The organism is Humibacillus xanthopallidus (assembly GCF_006717145.1).
In the GTDB taxonomy this organism is placed as follows: Bacteria; Actinomycetota; Actinomycetes; order Actinomycetales; family Dermatophilaceae; genus Humibacillus; species Humibacillus xanthopallidus.
On record NZ_VFQF01000003.1, the window covers coordinates 409,791 to 425,757 of the forward strand.

The 15,967-nt window shown below is 72.3% G+C and carries 16 protein-coding genes and 2 riboswitches; of the genes, 7 read left to right on the plus strand and 9 right to left on the minus strand.

Annotated elements, in window-relative coordinates:
• Nucleotides 1-2: 2 nt before the first annotated feature.
• Together FHX52_RS19890 and FHX52_RS19895 are read right to left on the minus strand one after the other, a co-directional pair.
• Entirely contained in the window at nt 3-977 is a 975-nt protein-coding gene (locus FHX52_RS19890; protein WP_141824113.1) for a carbohydrate ABC transporter permease, read from the minus strand.
• A complete protein-coding gene (locus FHX52_RS19895) occupies nt 974-2,281 on the minus strand; it encodes an ABC transporter substrate-binding protein (RefSeq protein ID WP_185747402.1) in 1,308 nt (435 codons plus the stop codon). The genes FHX52_RS19890 and FHX52_RS19895 overlap by 4 nt, the downstream gene beginning before the upstream one ends.
• A gap of 278 nt (nt 2,282-2,559) precedes the next feature.
• Here FHX52_RS19895 and FHX52_RS19900 point away from each other — a divergent pair, with 278 nt between their 5' ends.
• Entirely contained in the window at nt 2,560-3,588 is a 1,029-nt protein-coding gene (locus tag FHX52_RS19900; protein WP_141824115.1) for a LacI family DNA-binding transcriptional regulator, read from the plus strand.
• 73 nt (nt 3,589-3,661) lie between these two features.
• On the opposite strand, the gene FHX52_RS19905 is transcribed toward FHX52_RS19900, so the two are convergent.
• The 6 genes from FHX52_RS19905 to FHX52_RS19925 are packed head-to-tail and all read right to left on the minus strand — an operon-like array spanning nt 3,662 to nt 10,984.
• A complete protein-coding gene (locus FHX52_RS19905; RefSeq protein ID WP_141824116.1) occupies nt 3,662-4,615 on the minus strand; it encodes a cobalamin biosynthesis protein in 954 nt (317 codons plus the stop codon).
• Nucleotides 4,612-5,673, minus strand: a complete 1,062-nt coding sequence (gene cobA, locus FHX52_RS19910; protein ID WP_141824117.1) for a uroporphyrinogen-III C-methyltransferase — start codon at nt 5,671-5,673, stop codon at nt 4,612-4,614. Before cobA ends, FHX52_RS19905 begins: the two co-directional genes overlap by 4 nt.
• Nucleotides 5,663-6,712 carry an Rv2231c family histidinol phosphate aminotransferase CobC gene (cobC, locus tag FHX52_RS24475; RefSeq protein WP_246070284.1) on the minus strand — a complete coding sequence of 350 codons (1,050 nt, stop codon included), beginning with the start codon at nt 6,710-6,712 and terminating at the stop codon, nt 5,663-5,665. Before cobC ends, cobA begins: the two co-directional genes overlap by 11 nt.
• On the minus strand, nt 6,709-8,199 hold the full coding sequence (locus FHX52_RS24480) for a cobyrinic acid a,c-diamide synthase CobB (RefSeq protein WP_246070285.1): 1,491 nt from the start codon (nt 8,197-8,199) through the stop codon (nt 6,709-6,711). Before FHX52_RS24480 ends, cobC begins: the two co-directional genes overlap by 4 nt.
• Nucleotides 8,196-8,807, minus strand: a complete 612-nt coding sequence (gene cobO / locus FHX52_RS19920; protein ID WP_221630670.1) for a cob(I)yrinic acid a,c-diamide adenosyltransferase — start codon at nt 8,805-8,807, stop codon at nt 8,196-8,198. Before cobO ends, FHX52_RS24480 begins: the two co-directional genes overlap by 4 nt.
• Nucleotides 8,807-10,984, minus strand: coding sequence for a VWA domain-containing protein (locus tag FHX52_RS19925; protein WP_141824119.1), 2,178 nt, complete (start codon nt 10,982-10,984; stop codon nt 8,807-8,809). The genes cobO and FHX52_RS19925 overlap by 1 nt, the downstream gene beginning before the upstream one ends.
• A 53-nt stretch (nt 10,985-11,037) precedes the next feature.
• Nucleotides 11,038-11,177, minus strand: a riboswitch (cobalamin riboswitch).
• A gap of 42 nt (nt 11,178-11,219) precedes the next feature.
• Between FHX52_RS19925 and cbiE the strand changes: the two genes are divergently transcribed.
• From cbiE to FHX52_RS19950, 5 genes are all read left to right on the plus strand, one after another.
• Nucleotides 11,220-12,449 (plus strand): precorrin-6y C5,15-methyltransferase (decarboxylating) subunit CbiE, encoded by a 1,230-nt coding sequence (gene cbiE / locus FHX52_RS19930; protein WP_141824120.1) that lies wholly within the window; start codon nt 11,220-11,222, stop codon nt 12,447-12,449.
• Nucleotides 12,446-13,210: a cobalt-precorrin-4/precorrin-4 C(11)-methyltransferase gene (locus FHX52_RS19935; RefSeq protein WP_141824121.1), complete on the plus strand. Its 765-nt coding sequence runs from the start codon at nt 12,446-12,448 to the stop codon at nt 13,208-13,210. Before cbiE ends, FHX52_RS19935 begins: the two co-directional genes overlap by 4 nt.
• A 62-nt stretch (nt 13,211-13,272) precedes the next feature.
• Nucleotides 13,273-13,459, plus strand: a riboswitch (cobalamin riboswitch).
• Nucleotides 13,460-13,489: 30 nt separating this feature from the next.
• Nucleotides 13,490-13,717: a CbtB domain-containing protein gene (locus FHX52_RS19940; protein WP_141824122.1), complete on the plus strand. Its 228-nt coding sequence runs from the start codon at nt 13,490-13,492 to the stop codon at nt 13,715-13,717.
• A 7-nt stretch (nt 13,718-13,724) separates the two neighbouring features.
• On the plus strand, nt 13,725-14,504 hold the full coding sequence (locus FHX52_RS19945) for a CbtA family protein (RefSeq protein WP_246070286.1): 780 nt from the start codon (nt 13,725-13,727) through the stop codon (nt 14,502-14,504).
• The gene (locus tag FHX52_RS19950) at nt 14,501-14,884 is read left to right on the plus strand and encodes a hypothetical protein (RefSeq protein WP_246070287.1); all 384 of its coding nucleotides are present in this window, start codon (nt 14,501-14,503) and stop codon (nt 14,882-14,884) included. Before FHX52_RS19945 ends, FHX52_RS19950 begins: the two co-directional genes overlap by 4 nt.
• A 3-nt stretch (nt 14,885-14,887) precedes the next feature.
• On the opposite strand, the gene FHX52_RS19955 is transcribed toward FHX52_RS19950, so the two are convergent.
• Nucleotides 14,888-15,178 carry a DUF1905 domain-containing protein gene (locus tag FHX52_RS19955; protein WP_141824124.1) on the minus strand — a complete coding sequence of 97 codons (291 nt, stop codon included), beginning with the start codon at nt 15,176-15,178 and terminating at the stop codon, nt 14,888-14,890.
• 262 nt (nt 15,179-15,440) lie between these two features.
• Here FHX52_RS19955 and FHX52_RS19960 point away from each other — a divergent pair, with 262 nt between their 5' ends.
• Nucleotides 15,441-15,950, plus strand: coding sequence for a hypothetical protein (locus tag FHX52_RS19960; protein WP_141824125.1), 510 nt, complete (start codon nt 15,441-15,443; stop codon nt 15,948-15,950).
• Nucleotides 15,951-15,967 lie beyond the last annotated feature (17 nt).

A 15,967-nucleotide genomic window follows, 5' to 3' on the forward strand; every position in this document is an offset into this window, starting at 1 on the left:
GATCACTTCTCCCTGAAGAACCGTTGGATGGGCAGGATGACGGCGAGCACGATGAGGCTGAGCACGACGGCGAGAGCGGAGGACTGACCGATCCGGTTCTCCGTGAAGGCGAGCTGGTAGACCTGCACACCCGGCACCTGGGTCGAGTAGCCGGGACCGCCCTGCGTGGACATGAAGACCACGTCGAAGCTGGCGAGGGCGGCGATGATGGTGATGGTGATGCAGACGCCGATCTCCTGGCGCAGGCCCGGCAGGGTGATGGCCCGGAACTGCTGGATGCGGTTGGCGCCGTCGAGGCTGGCCGCCTCGTAGAGGCTCGTGTCGATCTTGCCGATGCCGGCCATGAGCAGCAGGGTGCAGAGGCCGGTGGCGAGCCAGGTGCCGATGATGCCGACCGCGGGCAGGGCCCAGGTGAAGTCCCCGAGCCAGGCGCGCTGGAGGGAGCTGAGGCCGAGGGCACCGAGCATCTGGTTGACCGCGCCGTTTGGGGAGTACATCCACGTCCAGGCGATGGCCGAGGCCGCGCCGGGGATGATCTGGGGCAGGAACATCATCGTGCGGGCGGTGGCACCCAGCGCCTTGGACTTGATCTCACGGACGATCGAGGCCACGACGAGGGCGAGGAGCACCGGCAGGAAGGTGAAGAAGATGATGAGGATGAACGCGTGGATGATCGAGGCGAGCAGCTGGGGCTCGGTGAACACCCGCGTGTAGTTCTTGAGGCCGGCCGGCGTGGCCGCGCTGACGCCGTCCCAGTCGAAGAAGGAGTACTGGACTGCGGTGATGATCGGGTAGAGCTCGAAGACCGCGTACATGACGAGTGCCGGGAGGGCGAAGAGCCAGCCGGCCCAGCGTGCCCCGCTGCCGAGGGAGGAGCGCCCAGCCCCTCCCCGCCGCCGCACGAGGCGGCGGCGGGAGGCGGTGGAGATCTCGTCTGCGACGTCGACTGGAGCGGTGAGCCCGTCGACGGTGCTCATCTCTTCAGCTCGTCTTCGTACTTGGCCTGCACGTTGGCGACGAACTGCTCCGGCGTCGACTTGCCGGCGAGGAGCAGCTGGCTCTCGGGTGTCCAGGCCTGGTTCGAGATGCCCGCGGTCGCGTTCTGCACGAAGGGCACCTGGCCGTTGTCACCCGAGACGGTGGCGAAGGCCTTGGTCACGTCGGCCAGCACCGAGCCGGACTTGATCGTCGGCGCCGCCTGCGAGGGCAGCCCGGTGGGCATGAAGCCGTTGTCGACCGCGATCTGGCGCGCCTCGTCGCTCGAGAGGAAGTTGAGGAAGGCCGCAGCCGCGTCCTTGTTCGTGGACTTGGTCGGGATGCCGAAGGCGGTTGCGGCGTCGGACATCGCGGCGACCTTGCCGCCCGAGGTCGTCGGCGGCATCGGGAAGAAGCCGACCTGACCGGGCATCGTCTTGTCGAGGTTCGCCGCATCCCAGTTGCCCCAGGGGAAGAAGAGACCCTTGTTGCTGGCGAAGAGCGCGTCGGCCGCGTTTGCGTCGAGCGCGTTGACCGCCTGCGGGAAGAGCCCCGCCTTGTTCCACGTGTCGACCTGCGTGGCGGCGGCGACGGACTCGGGGTTGTTGATGGTCGCGCCCTGGGCGTTGAAGACCCACTGGGAGACCTTGTCCGGACCCATCGAGGTGTTGAGGAGCAGCTGGTACGGGAAGACGCCGCCGCCCTCCTTGTTGGCCACGACCATGCCGGTGAGCCCCGCCGCCTTGGCCTTGCCCATGAGGGTGGTCAGCTCGTCGACAGAGGCGGGCGGCGTCGTCATGCCGACCTGCTGGGCGAGCTTCTTGTTGTAGTAGAGGCCGGTCATCGTGAAGCCGCTCGCCTTGGCGAAGAGCGACCCGGAACCGGCGACGCCGTCCTTTGCCCGGAACTGCGCGAGCTGCGAGGCCGGGATCTGGTCCCAGCCGTATGCCGCGCCGTACGCGTCGAGGTTCGTCAGGAGGTTGTTCTTGGTGCCGGAGGTCACCGAGATGACGCGGACGAGGTCGGGCGGTGACGCCGAAGCGAGCTGACGCGGCTGGTTCTGCGTCGTCACGTTGTCGGGGTCGTACGTCGGGGTGATCGTGACGGAGGGGTACTTCTTCGTGAACGCCGCGATGAGCGCGTCGTCGAGGGTCTTGAGCCCCTGGCCGTCGTAGAGCTTGAGGGTGACCGGCTGCGTGCCGATCGAGGTGCTCACGGCCGTGGGCGTGGAGTCGGCGGCACCGGTGGCGGCCGGTCCGGGCGCCGAGCACGCGGCCACGCCGGCCACCGAGAAGGCGCCGATCACTCCGAGCACGGTTCGGCGAGTGGGACGGGGACTGCGTCGTGCGTTGTGCATTTCTATCTCCTGCACCGTTGAAGGAGTCGGCCACCACATGTCGCCGACCAGGCCCCCAGATGGGGGAGAAGCGACTGGAAACGCTTCCAGTCACCAAGAGTGGAGCCGATGCCGGTGCTTGTCAAGAGGCAGAAGCTGATTGAAGCTTCAGCAGTTCTGAGCGTGAACCGCTTGAGAGGGTGGCGCCGTCCGCACGAGAAACGCTTCCAGTGTCGTACCGTGTGCGCATGGACGATGCCCCGCCGACGAAGGTGACCCTGGTCGACATCGCCCGCATGGCCGGGGTCGGGGTCGGCACCGCGTCGCGGGCGCTCAGCAACGCGAAGAACGTCGCTCCCTCGACCCGGGCCCGGGTGCTGCGCGTCGCGGAGGACCACCACTACGTCGTGTCGCCCGAGGCCTCACGTCTGGCCCGGGGCAACACGGGTCGCGTCGCCCTCGTCGTGCCCCACCTGTCGCGGTGGTACTTCGGGTCGGTCGTCGAGGGGCTCGACTCCGTGCTGCGCGGCGCCGACCTCGACGTCCTGCTCTACCACGTCGGCGGGGTCAGCGACCGGCACGCCTTCTTCGACAAGCTGCCGGCCCGCCGCAAGGTCGACGCCGTCGTCGTCGTCGGCTTCCAGGTCGAGGAGGCCGAGCGTCTTCGCCTCGAGACCCTCGGCGTGCAGATCGTCGCCGCGGGTGGCCAGACCGCCACGTACCCCTCGGTCCATATCGACGACCACGTCGCGAGCCGGCAGGCTGTCGACCACCTGATCCACGTGGGGCACACGCGGATCGCGATGCTCGAGGCGGTCGACCCGGACCAGCCGCACCTGCCGTCGACGCGCTCACCCGGCTACTACGAGGCGCTGGCACAGGTCGGCATCGACGTCGACCCCACCCTCGTGGTGACCGCCCCGTGGGGCGGCGAGGACGGGGCTGCCTCGATGAGCAGGCTCCTCGGTCACCCCAGCCCACCGACCGCCGTCTTCGCCCACTCCGACGAGGTGGCTCTCGGTGCCATCCGCACGCTGCGTCGCGCAGGGCTCGAGCCGGGTCGTGACGTCTCCGTCGTGGGCATCGACGACCACCCGCTCGCCGCCCTCACCGACCTCACGACGGTGCGCCAGGACCCCGCCCACCAGGGTGTCCTCGCCGGCCGGATGCTCCTCGAGATGCTCGACGGCAAGGAGCCCGCCGAGAAGTCGACGACGGTCGACACCGAGCTCGTCGTTCGCGGGAGCACGGCGCCGCCGCGCCGGCGCCACGCCTGAGAGCGCTGCATGCGCTCGTCAGCCTCAGCGTCGGTCAGCTTCGGCGTCGGTCAGCGTCAGGGAAGGTGCAGCATCAAGGGCGGTGTCGGCGTCGATGTCGGTGCCCGCGCCCGGCGAGGGTGACGGCCACGAGCGCCGCCCCTGCCGACACCTGTTGCGCCAGCCGTCGCGTGACGGCGATGTCGCCGGCTCCGGCTGACGGCCCATCGCCGAGGACGCCCCGGTCCTCGACCCGGCCGTCGTAGGCGTTCGACCCACCGAGCCTCACGCCGAGCACTCCGGCAAAGGCAGCCTCCACGACCCCGCCGTTGGGGCTGGGGTGGGCCGCCGCGTCGCGTCGCACCGCGCGGATGGCCGTCGAGCGGGCGCCTCGGCCGGGAGGTGGGCCCGCGGCGACGGCCAGTGCGGCAGCCACGCGCGCGGGGATCCAGTTCACGATGTCATCGAGTCTTGCTGCGGCCCAACCGAACTCGGCATAGCGCGCGTTCCGATGGCCCACCATCGCGTCCAGCGTGTTGACCGCCCGATAGCCGAGGAGCCCCGGCATGCCCGCGGCCGCACCCCAGAGGAGTGGCGCCACGACGGCGTCGGAGGTGTTCTCCGCCAACGACTCGATGCAGGCTCGGGCCACCTCGTCCGGGCCGAGGCGCGCGGTGTCACGGCCCACCAGGTTGCGCACCTGGACCCGCGCGGCAATGAGGTCGCCGCCGTCGAGCTGGCGCTCGATCGTGGCCGCCTCACGGATGAGCGAGCGACCGCCGAGCACCGCCCACGTCGCCATGGCCGTCGCGAGGGTGTGGGCGACGGGTCGGCGACGCGTGATCCGCTCGGCGACGAGGCCCGTCGTCGCCGCCGCACCGACCAGCAGCGCCACATGGGCGACGCCGGGGCCGCGGCGGGCGGCATATGTGCGCCCCTCGAGAGCGGTTGCGACATGGCCGAACCCGGCCACGGGGTGCCACCGACGAGGGTCGCCGAGCACCTGGTCGGCTGCCCAGCCGAGCGCCAGGCCGAGCGCGCGACTCATCGGCCGGCCAGCACGTCGAGCGCGGCGACGGCGCCGATCACGGCGACGGCGGGTGCCCCGAGCCCCCCGACCCGCGCCTCCTCCGCGATGCGGCAGAGCGGGGCGCGAACGGAGCCCGAGCTCGGCAGCCCGGCGTCGGCGATGACGGCGGCTGGCGTGTCCGGCGGGAGGCCTTGTGCCATCAACTCGTTCGCGATCGCTTCGAGGGTCGCAACCCCCATGAGCACGACGATCGTCGTCCTGCTGCGCGCGATGGCACCCCAGTCGAGGGTGCTCCGCGGGTCGCCCGGCGGCACGTGGCCGCTGACGACGGTGAAGCCCTGCACGAGGGTGCGGTGGGTGACCGGGATGCCGGCGAGAGCGGGCGCCGCGATGCTCGACGAGACCCCTGGCACGACCACGACGGGGACGCCTGCCGCCGCACAGGCCTCGGCCTCCTCGCCGCCGCGGCCGAAGACGAAGTTGTCACCGCCCTTGAGCCGCAGGACCGCTCGACCGGCACGGGCGTGCTCGATCAGGAGCGCATTGATCGACTCCTGCGGTGTGAAGGCGCCGCGCGGGATCTTGCCGACGTCGATGACGACGGCGTCGGCGCGGGCGTGCTGGAGCGCACCCAGCGGCGCCAGCCGGTCGTGGACGATGACGTCGGCGGTGCAGATGGCTTCAAGGCCGGCGACGGTGAGCAGTCCGGGGTCACCGAGGCCGCCGCCGACGAGCGTCACGGTGCCCACTGCCTTGTCGGCCGCTCGGGGCCCGGCCGCCTGCTCTGGAACCGGCCGTGAGCGGATGACGACGTCGTAAGCCGCGGGGTCGGCGCCCGTGGTGCGGGTGACGAGCCCGCGCTGCGCGAGGTCCTCGAGCGTCGCGCCCAGGGTGTGGCGGACGGATGGCGTGGAGGGGGCTGTCGCTGCGACCGACCCGCCGACGCTTGCGCCCTCGGGTGCGTCGACCGTCACCCGCGCCCCTCCCCTGAGCAGCGCGTGCACGGTGGCGGCCGTGCCGGAGTCGGTGCCGACGAGCAGCACCCTGCGCCCGCGGAAGGTCAGCTCAGGCGACACGGCGACCACCGAGCCGGCGGAGGGCGGCGCACAGCTGCTGCGACGTGTCGGCGTCCCGCACCGCCATGCGGATCCACGTCGGGCCGAGGCCGGGAAAGGTCTCAGCGCGGCGTACGGCGAAGCCCTCGGCGGCGAGCGGCTCTCGGACGGAGCCCGGTCCGAGGCTGCTGGTCTCGACGAGGACGAAGGGTGCGCGAGAAGGCACTGGAGCGACACCCGCCGCGGTCAGACCGTCGACGAGCACCGAACGGAGAGTGGCGATCTCGAGCGCGGCTGCGTCCGCCTCGGCGACCCCGCGATCAGAGAGGCAGGCGACCGTGGCGGCCAGCGCCGGTGACGAGACCGACCACGGCGGCTGGACCGCGCGCAGCGCGGAGATGAGCGCCGGGTCGCCGACGACGTAGCCCGCCCGCAGGCCGGCCAGCCCCCACGTCTTCGTGAGCGAGCGCAGCACGAGCAGGCCCTCCAGGTCGTCACCGATGAGCGACTCCGTCTCGCCCGGCACGGCATCCATGAAGGCCTCGTCGACGACGAGCACTCGGCCCGCTCGCCGCAGCGCCAGCAGGTCGGCACGCCGGTGCAGCACCCCGGTCGGGTTCGTCGGGTTGCCGACGACGACGAGGTCGCAGCCCTCCGCCGGGCCGCCCCGGTCGAAGGCTGCGGGGTCGAGCCGGAAGTCGCCGCCCGCCACGAGCACGTGCCGGCGCACCGGCCGACCCGCCGCGGTGAGTGCCGCCTCGGGCTCGGTGAACTGCGGGTGCACGACCCACGGCTCGACGCCCGCGACCGCTCGCGCGACGAGGGTGAAGGCCTCGGCTCCCCCGGACGTCGGGAGCACCGCCTCCTCGGGCACCCTGTGCCGGCGGGCGATGGCCTGCGTCGCCGGACGGGCGTCGGGGTAGCGCCCCAGGTCGGCCACCGTGCGAGTGACCACCTCGGCGAGCCAGGCCGGTGGCGAGGGCAGGCGCACGTTGACAGCGAGGTCGACGAGGCCGGGCGCCGTGTCCCGGTCACCGTGGTGGTGCAGGTCGATGCTCACGAGAGGACCTCGTCCCGCTCCGACGCGCGATCGGTCACCAGTGCGCCCGCGCGCGCGTGCAGAGCGTCAGCGAATCGCCTTGCCAGCTCGGGATGCCCGGCCCAGTGGGTGTGCAGGTAGGACGCGTGCAGCGTGGCCGTCCCCGCGCCGGAGGGATCGAGCGCGAATCCGTCGGCCACCCCGTCGAGCAGCCACGCCGGGGCGGTATGCCGGCCGTCCCCACTCGCGCTCTCGGGCGCGGCGACGCACACCGTGCGGTGGAACTCGTGCCCGGTGACTCGTCGGCCGGGCTCGCCGAGCACCGAGTCGGTGGTCGCGACCGCCGTGCGGTAGCCGATCGTCAGCCGCGGCGCCATCGTCGCGACAGCCGGCAACGCGCCGACCATCGGCGACCCGTCGACGGACTGGCAGAGGTAGACCAGGCCCCCGCACTCGGCCACCGTCGGCAGGCCGTCCCACACCGCACGGCGGATGGCCGAGCGCAGGGATGCGTTGGCGCTCAAGGCGTCCGCATGGACTTCGGGGAAGCCGCCTCCGATGAACAGACCGCTCGTGCCGGGCGGCAGAACGGTGTCCGTCAGGGGGTCGAAGGTCACCGCCCGCAGACCCGCGGCGTGAAGCAGCTCCTCGGTCTCCGCATACCGGAAGGTGAACGCCGGCCCGCCGGCAACGGCCACGACTGGACGGTAGCCGCCCGAACCAGCCGGTGGCCGGTCGCCGCCGACGACCGTGGCGGGGTCCCACGGGTGGGCGTCGAGGTCGGGGGCGGACGAGGCGATCTCGAGCAGGGCGTCGAGGTCGACGTGGGCGGCGACGAGGTCCGCAAGGCGCTCGACGCCGGCCCCTGAGTCGTCGCGCTCCTGCACGGGCACGAGCCCGAGGTGCCGCGACGGCGCGCTGACCGTCGCGTCGCGGGGGAGAACGCCGAGCACGGGCACGCCCGTGGCCTCGAAGGCCGACCTCGCCTCGGCGCCGTGCCGGTCGGAGCCGGCGCGGTTGAGCACGACCCCGGCGACGCGGACGGTCGGGTCGAAGGTGGCGAGGCCGTGCACGACGGCCGCCGCCGTGCGCGTGGTGCTGCCGATGTCGACGGTGAGCACGACGGGGGTGTGGGTCAGGGTGGCCACGTGAGCCGTCGAGCCGAAGCCTTCGCCACCGATGCGCCCGTCGAAGAGGCCCATCACCCCCTCGATGACGGCGACGTCGGTGCGACCGTGGGCGCGTGCGCCGTGCAGGAGCAGCGGCTCGATGAGACCCTCCCCGCAGAGCACCGGGTCGAGGTTGCGGCCGATGCGCCCGGTGGCGAGAGCGTGGTAGCCGGTGTCGATGAAGTCGGGCCCGACCTTGAAGCCGCCGACGGCGTGGCCGGCGGCACGCAGGGCTGCCATGAGACCGGTCGCGACGGTCGTCTTGCCGTGGCCGGAGCCGGGGGCCGCGATGACGACGCGCGGGAGTCGCGTGACGGGTCGTGCCGGGTCGGCGGTCACCACTCGATCCCCCGCTGGCCCTTCTGGCCCGAGTCGAAGGGGTGCTTCACCTTCGTCATCTCCGTCACGAGATCTGCGAGCTCGAGCACGCTTGCGGGGCAACGTCGCCCGGTGATGACGACGTGCTGCTGCCCCGGCCGACTGCGCAGCGTCGACGCGACGTCGTCCACGTCGACCCACCCCCAGGCCATCGGATAGGTGAACTCGTCGAGCACGTAGAGCCCGTGCGTCTGGGCGCCGAGCCGCCGCTTGATCTCCGACCACCCCTCGCGCGCCGCCTCAGCGTGGTCGGCCTCGCTGCCCTCCTTGCGGGCCCACGACCAGCCGGCGCCCATCTTGTGCCACTCCATCGGCCCGCCGAGGCCGGTCCGCTCGTGCAGCTCGCCGAGGGTCTCGACCGCGGTCTGCTCGCCGATGCGCCACTTCGCGCTCTTGACGAACTGGAAGACCCCGACCGACCAGCCCTGGTTCCAGCCGCGCAGGGCCAGCCCGAAGGCTGCCGTCGACTTCCCCTTGCCGTCGCCGGTGTGCACCATGACGAGCGGTCGGTTGCGGCGCTGTCGAGTCGTCAGGCCGTCGTCGGGCACCGTCGTCGGCTGACCCTGCATCAGGCCACCCGCCCTGTGGTGACGCGGTGTTGACGCCGCGCCGCATCGACGATCGCCGATGCCGCGAGCTCGCCGACCGGCAGGTGCTCGGCGCCGAGCTGTCGGGCGAGCTGCCCGGCGAGCCCGAGCCGCAGCCGGCCCGCCTCGCAGTCGAGGACGACGGCGTCGACACCCTCGTGCCGCAGCAGGCGGGCCACCTGCGCGGCGCGGGCCAGGGCGTCGGGCCCACTCGTCGCCCGACCGTCGGTGACGACGACGAGCAGGGCGCGGCGGTGCGGGTCGCGCAACCGCTCGACGCGCAGCGTGTCGTATGCCGTGAGGAGGCCTTCCGCGAGCGGCGTCCGCCCGCCGTGGGCGAGGTCGGTCAGCCGTCTCGCAGCCACGTCGACCGAGCCCGTCGGCGGCAGTGCGAGGTCGGCGCCGTCGCCGCGGAAGGTCACGAGGGCGACCTTGTCTCGTCGCTGGTAGGCGTCGAGCAGGAGGGAGAGCACGGCGGCCTTCACGGCCTCCATGCGCTTGCGCGCCGCCATCGACCCCGAGGCGTCGACGCAGAGGAGCACGAGGTTGGACTCCTTGCCCTGCAGGACTGCTCGCCTCACGTCGGCGGGCGCGACCGGGAGCGGCCGTGGCGCACGGGACTCGCGCTGGGAGCCGGAGCCGGCCCGGCGACTGGCGGCGGTGCGGATCGTCGCCGGCAGGTGCACGGGGCCGATCGGCGCCGACGTCGCACCGATGCGACGGCCCGTGCTCGTGACGGCATCCGAGCGACGTCCGGCATCTCCGTGCCCGAGGCCGCGGGCGCGCAGCAGACGGGCCCGGTAGGGCGCCGCGGCCGCGGCCTTGGCGCCTGCTGTCTGCCGCGCCGGGGAGTCGGGCCGGGGGTCAGGCTGGGGGTCGACGGTGTCACGGGACGGGATGTCGGAGGGGGCCGTCTCGGTGTCACCACCCCCGTCGTCGGTGCCCTCGTCGGTGCTCTGCTGCGTGCCGTCGATGCCACCGGCATCGCGGCGACCACCCGACGGCGCTGCGCCGCCGTCGTCGTCACCTCCGTCGGGGTCGGGGCCCGGGTCCGGCTCGGTGTCAGGCTCGGCGTCCGGCTCGGTGTCGGGCTCGTGGTCCGTCTCGTCGCCGAGCAGGGCGTCGAGCAGGTCGTCGTCGAGGCCGGGGGAGTCGAACGGGTTGCGCCTGCGCCGGTGGGGCAGGGCGAGGCGCGCGGCGACGCGCACGTCGTCGAGCGTCACCACGAAGCGGCCCGCCCAGGCGGCGTGGGCGACGGCCGCTCGAGCCGTCACGATGTCGGCGCGGAGGCCGTCGACCTCGAAGCCCGCACACACGTGGGCGATCCGCTCCAGCACCTCGTCGGGCAGCGTCACGTCGACGACCCGCTGGCGCGCCTCTGCGATACGTCGGCGCAGGGCCTCCTGGTCCTCGCCGAAGCGCTCGGCAAACCCCGCCGGGTCCGTGTCGAAGGCCATCCGCCGCCTGACCACCTCGGCCCGCAGCCTCGTCTCGCGGGGTGCGGCCACCTCGACGGTGAGTCCGAAGCGGTCGAGCAGCTGTGGGCGAAGCTCGCCCTCCTCGGGGTTCATCGTGCCGACGAGCACGATGCGGGCCGCGTGGGTCACCGAGACGCCGTCGCGCTCGACGGTGCTGCGTCCCATGGCGGCGGCATCGAGCAGGAGGTCGACGAGGTGGTCGTGGAGCAGGTTGACCTCGTCGACGTAGAGCAGACCCCGGTGCGCTGCCGCGAGCAGCCCCGGCTGGTAGGCGGTTTCGCCTCGACCGAGTGCTCTCTCGAGGTCGAGCGACCCGACGACCCGGTCCTCGGTGGCTCCGATCGGCAGCTCGACGAGGCGCGCCTCGCGGGTCGCGACCTCGCCGTCGCGGTCGTGCGGCCCGTCCGGGCAGCACCCCACGGCATACGCGCTCGGGTCGTCGGGGTCGCAGCCGAAGCGGCACCTGGCGACGACCGCCTGCGTTGGCAGCACGGCGGCGAGCCCGCGCACCATCGTCGACTTCGCAGTGCCCTTCTCGCCGCGCACGAGCACTCCGCCGACCTCGGGCGAGACCGCGGTGAGGACGAGCGCGAGGGCCAGGTCGTCAGAGCCGACGACGGCCGTGAAGGGGAAGGTTGCGGGGCCCCGAGGGTGCGTGGGGTCGTTCGAGCCGTCGTCCATGGAAGATCCTCCTGCGGGTGCCTCGCCCGCGTGGTTGACCGGACGCGTCCGGCGGACGCATCCGGCGACGGGAGATGTCCTGGCTTCCACCGCGTGGGCAGTGGTTCACAGTGGCGGGACCGCTCCGGACTTGCACCGGATTCCTCTCCAGTCGCCGCTCGCAGTCTGCCACGCCGTCAGCCGGGTCGCCCGGCAGGCCCGGGAGCCGACCCGGGCGGGCGCTAGGGTCGCGGCTGTGATCGAGGTCGTGGGGGTCGGTGCGTCGGGGCTGGAGTCGTTGGGTGACGCCGAGCGCCGCCTCGTCGACGCGGCCGAGGTCGTCCTCGGTGGCGAGCGCCACCTCGCGATGCTCGAGCCGCGTGCCGGTCGCGACCTCGTGCGGTGGCCGTCGCCCCTGCTGCAGGGCCTGGCGCAGGTGCTCGACCGCGTTGCGGGACGGCGTGTCGTCGTGCTCGCCAGCGGCGACCCGCTCGTCTCCGGCATCGGCACCACTCTCGTCGACGCCGTGGGTGCCCAGGGCGTGCGAGTCCACCCTGCTGTGTCGTCCGTGGCCCTTGCCAGAGCCCGAATGCGTTGGAGTGCAGAGGAATCCGACGTCGTGACGCTCGTCGGCCGCGACCTCGACCTGCTGCGCGCGCGGCTCGCGCCCAGCGCTCGTCTCGTCGTGCTGACGTCGGGCGCCGATGCGGCGTCAGGCATCGCCTCGCTCCTCGTCGAGGAGGGGTATGCCGCGAGCCGCCTCTCGGTGCTCGGTGACCTCGGGTCGCCCGCGGAGTCGCGTCTCGACGGGGTGGCCGCATCGTGGGACGACCGTCCCACTCCCCGGTTGCACCTCGTCTGCGTCGAGTGCGACCCCGCTCCGGTCGGTGGAGGCCGGCCCCTGACACCGGGGCTCCCCGACGCGGCCTACGACCACGACGGCCAGCTGAGCAAGCGCCTCGTGCGCGCGGCTGCCCTCGCGCACCTCGCCCCACGGCGCGGTGACGTCCTCTGGGACCTCGGTGCGGGCGCCGGCTCCGTCGGGATCGAGTTCGCGCGTGCTCATCCGAGCACCTCCGTGCACGCCGTCGAGCGAGACCCGCGACGGGCGGCCCGCATCCGTGGCAACGCGAGAGCGCTCGGCGTGCCCACGCTGCACGTCATCGAGGGTGCGTCGCTCGAGGTGATCGAGGGGCTGCCGCGGCCCGACGCCGTCTTCATCGGTGGCGGTGCGACGGCGCTCCTCATCGACGCGTGCTGGCAGGCGCTGCGCCCGGGTGGGCGACTCGTCGTCCACGGCGTGTCCGTCGAGACCGAGCTGGTCCTGCACGAGGCCCGGCAGCGGCACGGAGGGTCGATGAGCCGCATCTCCGTCGAGGACCTCGAGCCCCTCGGCACGCTCAGCGGCTGGAAGCCCGCCCGCTCCGTCGTCCAGTGGTCGGCGACGACGTCTGCAGGACAGTTGATCTCGGAGGACGCGACGTGACGGTGCACTTCATTGGAGCGGGTCCGGGAGCCGCCGACCTGCTCACCATCCGGGCTGCGCGTCTCATCTCCGAGTCGCCGGTCTGCCTCTACGCAGGCACCTACATCGGGGCCGATGTGCTGACTCACTGCCCGCCTGGGGCCGTGCTCGTCGACACGCAGGACCTGGGGCTCGACGCCATCGTCGACGCGTGCGTCGAGGCGCACACGGCCGGCCACGACGTGGCGCGGCTGTGCTCGGGCGACCCGTCGCTCTACTCCGCCGTGGCGGAGCAGACCCGGCGCCTCGACCGTGCAGGAGTGCCGTGGGACGTCACCCCAGGGGTGCCGGCCTACGCCGCGGCCGCAGCGCTCGTCGGGCGTGAGCTCACGGTGCCCGAAGTGGCCCAGTCGGTCGTGCTGACCCGCACGCATCGCGACTCGACCCGGATGCCCGAGACCGAGTCGCTCGCCCACTTCGCGAAGTCGCGTGCGACGCTCGTGCTCCACCTGGCGATCCGGCGCACGCGCGAGCTCATGGGCTCCCTCGTCGCCGACTACGGGTCGACGTGCCCAGTGGTCGTCGTCGCCAACGCCGAGCAGCCCGACCAGCTCGTGCTGCGTGGCACCCTCGCCGACATCGCCGACCAGGTCGAGGCCGCCGGTCTGCGGCAGGCCGCCGTCATCCTCGTCGGGCCCGCTCTCGGGGCGCGCGACACCGACGACTTCGTCGAGTCGCACCTCTACGGCACACGAGTCACCCGAATCATCAAGTGCGAGTGAGGATCTCGCGACACCACACGGAGTGGGTCGTGGCGAGGCGTGGCGATCCCGGACCGCATGTGTCAGGATGCGAGTGCCGCAGTGCACGGGAAGTCGGTGTGATTCCGACGTGGTCCTCGCCACTGTGACCAGGGAGCAATCCCCCACCATCGCCACTGGTGACCGCAGGTGCAGAGCCGGGTCGCTGGGAAGGCTGGGGAGGCGTGACGATCTGGAAGCCAGGAGACCGGCTGCGGCGTGATCTGTCCACGAGGCATGGAAAGAAAGGGTCAACTCGCCATGACCAGTGCTGCATCGGCATCCGCCGTCTCCCCGTCCGTTCGCATGTCCGTTCGCGCGTCCGCCGTCAGCGTCCCCGTCTGGGCGTGGGCGTTGCTGGCGGTCGCCGTCTTCACGCTCTACGTCCTCGCGCAGGAGAACGGGGCCGTGCTGAGCGCCCCGGCGGCCGAGCTGCTCCACGAGCTGACGCACGACGCGCGTCACGCTCTCGGCGTCCCCTGCCACTGAGGTGCCCGTGAGCTTCGGCTCCGTGCTGCGGCGCGGGGTCCTTGCCGGCGTGTGCGCAGGCCTGTCGTCCGCGCTCGTCACGTGGGTTGCCGTCGAGCCCGTCATCCGGCAGGCGCTGGACATCGAGGCCGCCCGCACCGAGGTGATCCATGGCGGCGGGCAGTCCCTGCCCCTGCGTCTGCCGGCCCACGGAGGTGGGGAGGAGCCCCTCGTCTCGCGCGCCGTCCAGGTCGTCGGTGGGGCCATGACGAGTGTGCTCGTCGGCGTGGCCGTGGGCGTCATCTTCGCGATCGTCTACGCGCGGGTGCGTGAGCGACTCAGTGGCAGAGGTGATCTCGTCGGCTCACTCACCTTGGCGGCGGTCGGCTTCGGCGGAGTGAGCCTGCTCCCCGCGCTCGTTGTGCCTGCCAACCCGCCCGCGGTCGGTGATCCGACAACCGTCGGCCACCGCACGATGCTGTATGCCGTGACGCTGCTCCTCGGCGTCGCCGTCCCGATCGTCGTGGTGGCGGTCGACCGGCGCCTCTCCATGTCCTCCATGTCGACGACGACACGCCTCGCACTCGACGTCGTCGTGGCGGCGGTCCTGCTCGTAGGCCTGGTGGTTCTCCTGCCGGGCTCACCCGACGTCGTGCCCGACGACGTGCCGGCCGACCTCCTGTGGGACTTCCGCGTCGCGTCCCTCGCCCAGCTCGCCGCGATGTGGCTGACCCTCGGGCTCGTCTTCGGGGTCCTCATGGAGCGGGCCGCGACGGGTGACCGCACCCTGGCACCGGTGGCGGCGTGACGGCATACGGCGACGGTGTCTGCACCCTGCGCGTGTGTCGCGACTGCTGCTGCGGCACACAGGCCAAGCACCCAGGGGTCGACCACGAGGGGCTGCTGACCCGTCTGGAGGTCGACAGCGGGGACCACGCCCGGGTGCTGCGCAGCGACTGCCTCCTCGCCTGTGACGAGTCCAACGTCGTCGTCATCACCCCGTCGCCGTCGGGGCGCCGACGCGGAGGACGGCCCGTGTGGGTGCGTCGCGTGCTCGACGACGCTGCGGTCGACGCCATCGTCGACTGGGTGCGGGCCGGGGGGCCGGGCATCTCCGGCGTGCCGGGTGGCGTCCGGGAGCGGGTCTTCGCAGCGACGTCGTTGGCGAGGAGCTATGCGGGCCGGTGACGCTCAGGCTTCGCCGCGGACGGTGAGCGTCACAGTGACGACGTCGCCGACGTCGATGTGCTCAGCCCGACGCACGGCCGTCTTGAAGGGCACGATGTAGCCGTCGTCCTTGGGCCACAAGGAGGTCGGCCACTCCGTGTGCCCGACCCTGGCGGTCACGGGGATCATGCCCCAGCCGTAGCTCACGTGCGCGACGTCGTGCAGCGCCTGCGACTCGTCCTCCGGCACGCTGACGAAATGGTAGGGAGAAGGTCCGCGCCACTCCCACACCTCGCCGGTGAACTGCAGCTCCATCCCGACAGGATGGCACTGCGTGAGATCGACCGGGGCGCAACGCGGTGGGCGTGATTGACAGCCGACGTCGGGCACGCAGCCAAGGGCTGGTGACGATGTCGTGGTCGCTCCCCACCGGAATGGCTCCTGTGTCACACCTTCATGGTTTGGCCAACCGTGCGTCGCGAGCGGTTCCATCATCGAAGGTACGGCACGTTCAGTGCCGCACACTGCGCGGGCGACGGTCCGGCAACACCCGGCGAGCCCTCGCGCTGACCGAGGAGTGAACATGAGTCACAGGAAGACACGCAGGGTCGGGACGGCGGCGGCGCTGGTCGTGCTGGGCGCCATGGCGGGGGCGGGGGCTGCTGGGGCGAGCGACTTCACCGTGGACTTTCCGGTCGGCACCGCATGCAACTTCCCGCTGCGTGTCGACGGCACGGGGGGCAACAGGATCGACCGCACCTTCACCGATGAGGCGGGAAACCTGGTGCGCATTCTGTCGACGGGGACGGGCTTCGCGCTGACCTTCACGAACTTGAGCACCGGCAAAACGCTGTCGCTGCCGTCGAACGGCGCCGTGACGCGGACGACCCCGCTCGCGGGCGGCCTGACCCGCAACGTGCTGACCGGGCACAACGTGCTGTTCCTCTACCCGAGCGATGTGCCTGCCGGCCCGTCGACCACGCTCTTCACCGGCAGGGCGGTGTTCACGGCCACGCCGTCCTCCGACTACACCCTGCTCGAGACGCACGGCACGTCGCGCGACCTCTGCGCGGAGCTGTCGGACTGACTGCCCGGCTGGCCGAA

Bases quoted from the DNA above. Each gene is read 5' to 3' on its own strand.
- FHX52_RS19890 (WP_141824113.1), bottom strand. From the start codon at position 977: ATGAGCACCGTCGACGGGCTCACCGCTCCAGTCGACGTCGCAGACGAG.
- FHX52_RS19900 (WP_141824115.1), top strand. From the start codon at position 2,560: ATGGACGATGCCCCGCCGACGAAGGTGACCCTGGTCGACATCGCCCGC.
- FHX52_RS19905 (WP_141824116.1), bottom strand. From the start codon at position 4,615: ATGAGTCGCGCGCTCGGCCTGGCGCTCGGCTGGGCAGCCGACCAGGTG.
- cobO (WP_221630670.1), bottom strand. From the start codon at position 8,807: ATGCAGGGTCAGCCGACGACGGTGCCCGACGACGGCCTGACGACTCGA.
- FHX52_RS19925 (WP_141824119.1), bottom strand. From the start codon at position 10,984: ATGGACGACGGCTCGAACGACCCCACGCACCCTCGGGGCCCCGCAACC.
- FHX52_RS19940 (WP_141824122.1), top strand. From the start codon at position 13,490: ATGACCAGTGCTGCATCGGCATCCGCCGTCTCCCCGTCCGTTCGCATG.
- FHX52_RS19955 (WP_141824124.1), bottom strand. From the start codon at position 15,178: ATGGAGCTGCAGTTCACCGGCGAGGTGTGGGAGTGGCGCGGACCTTCT.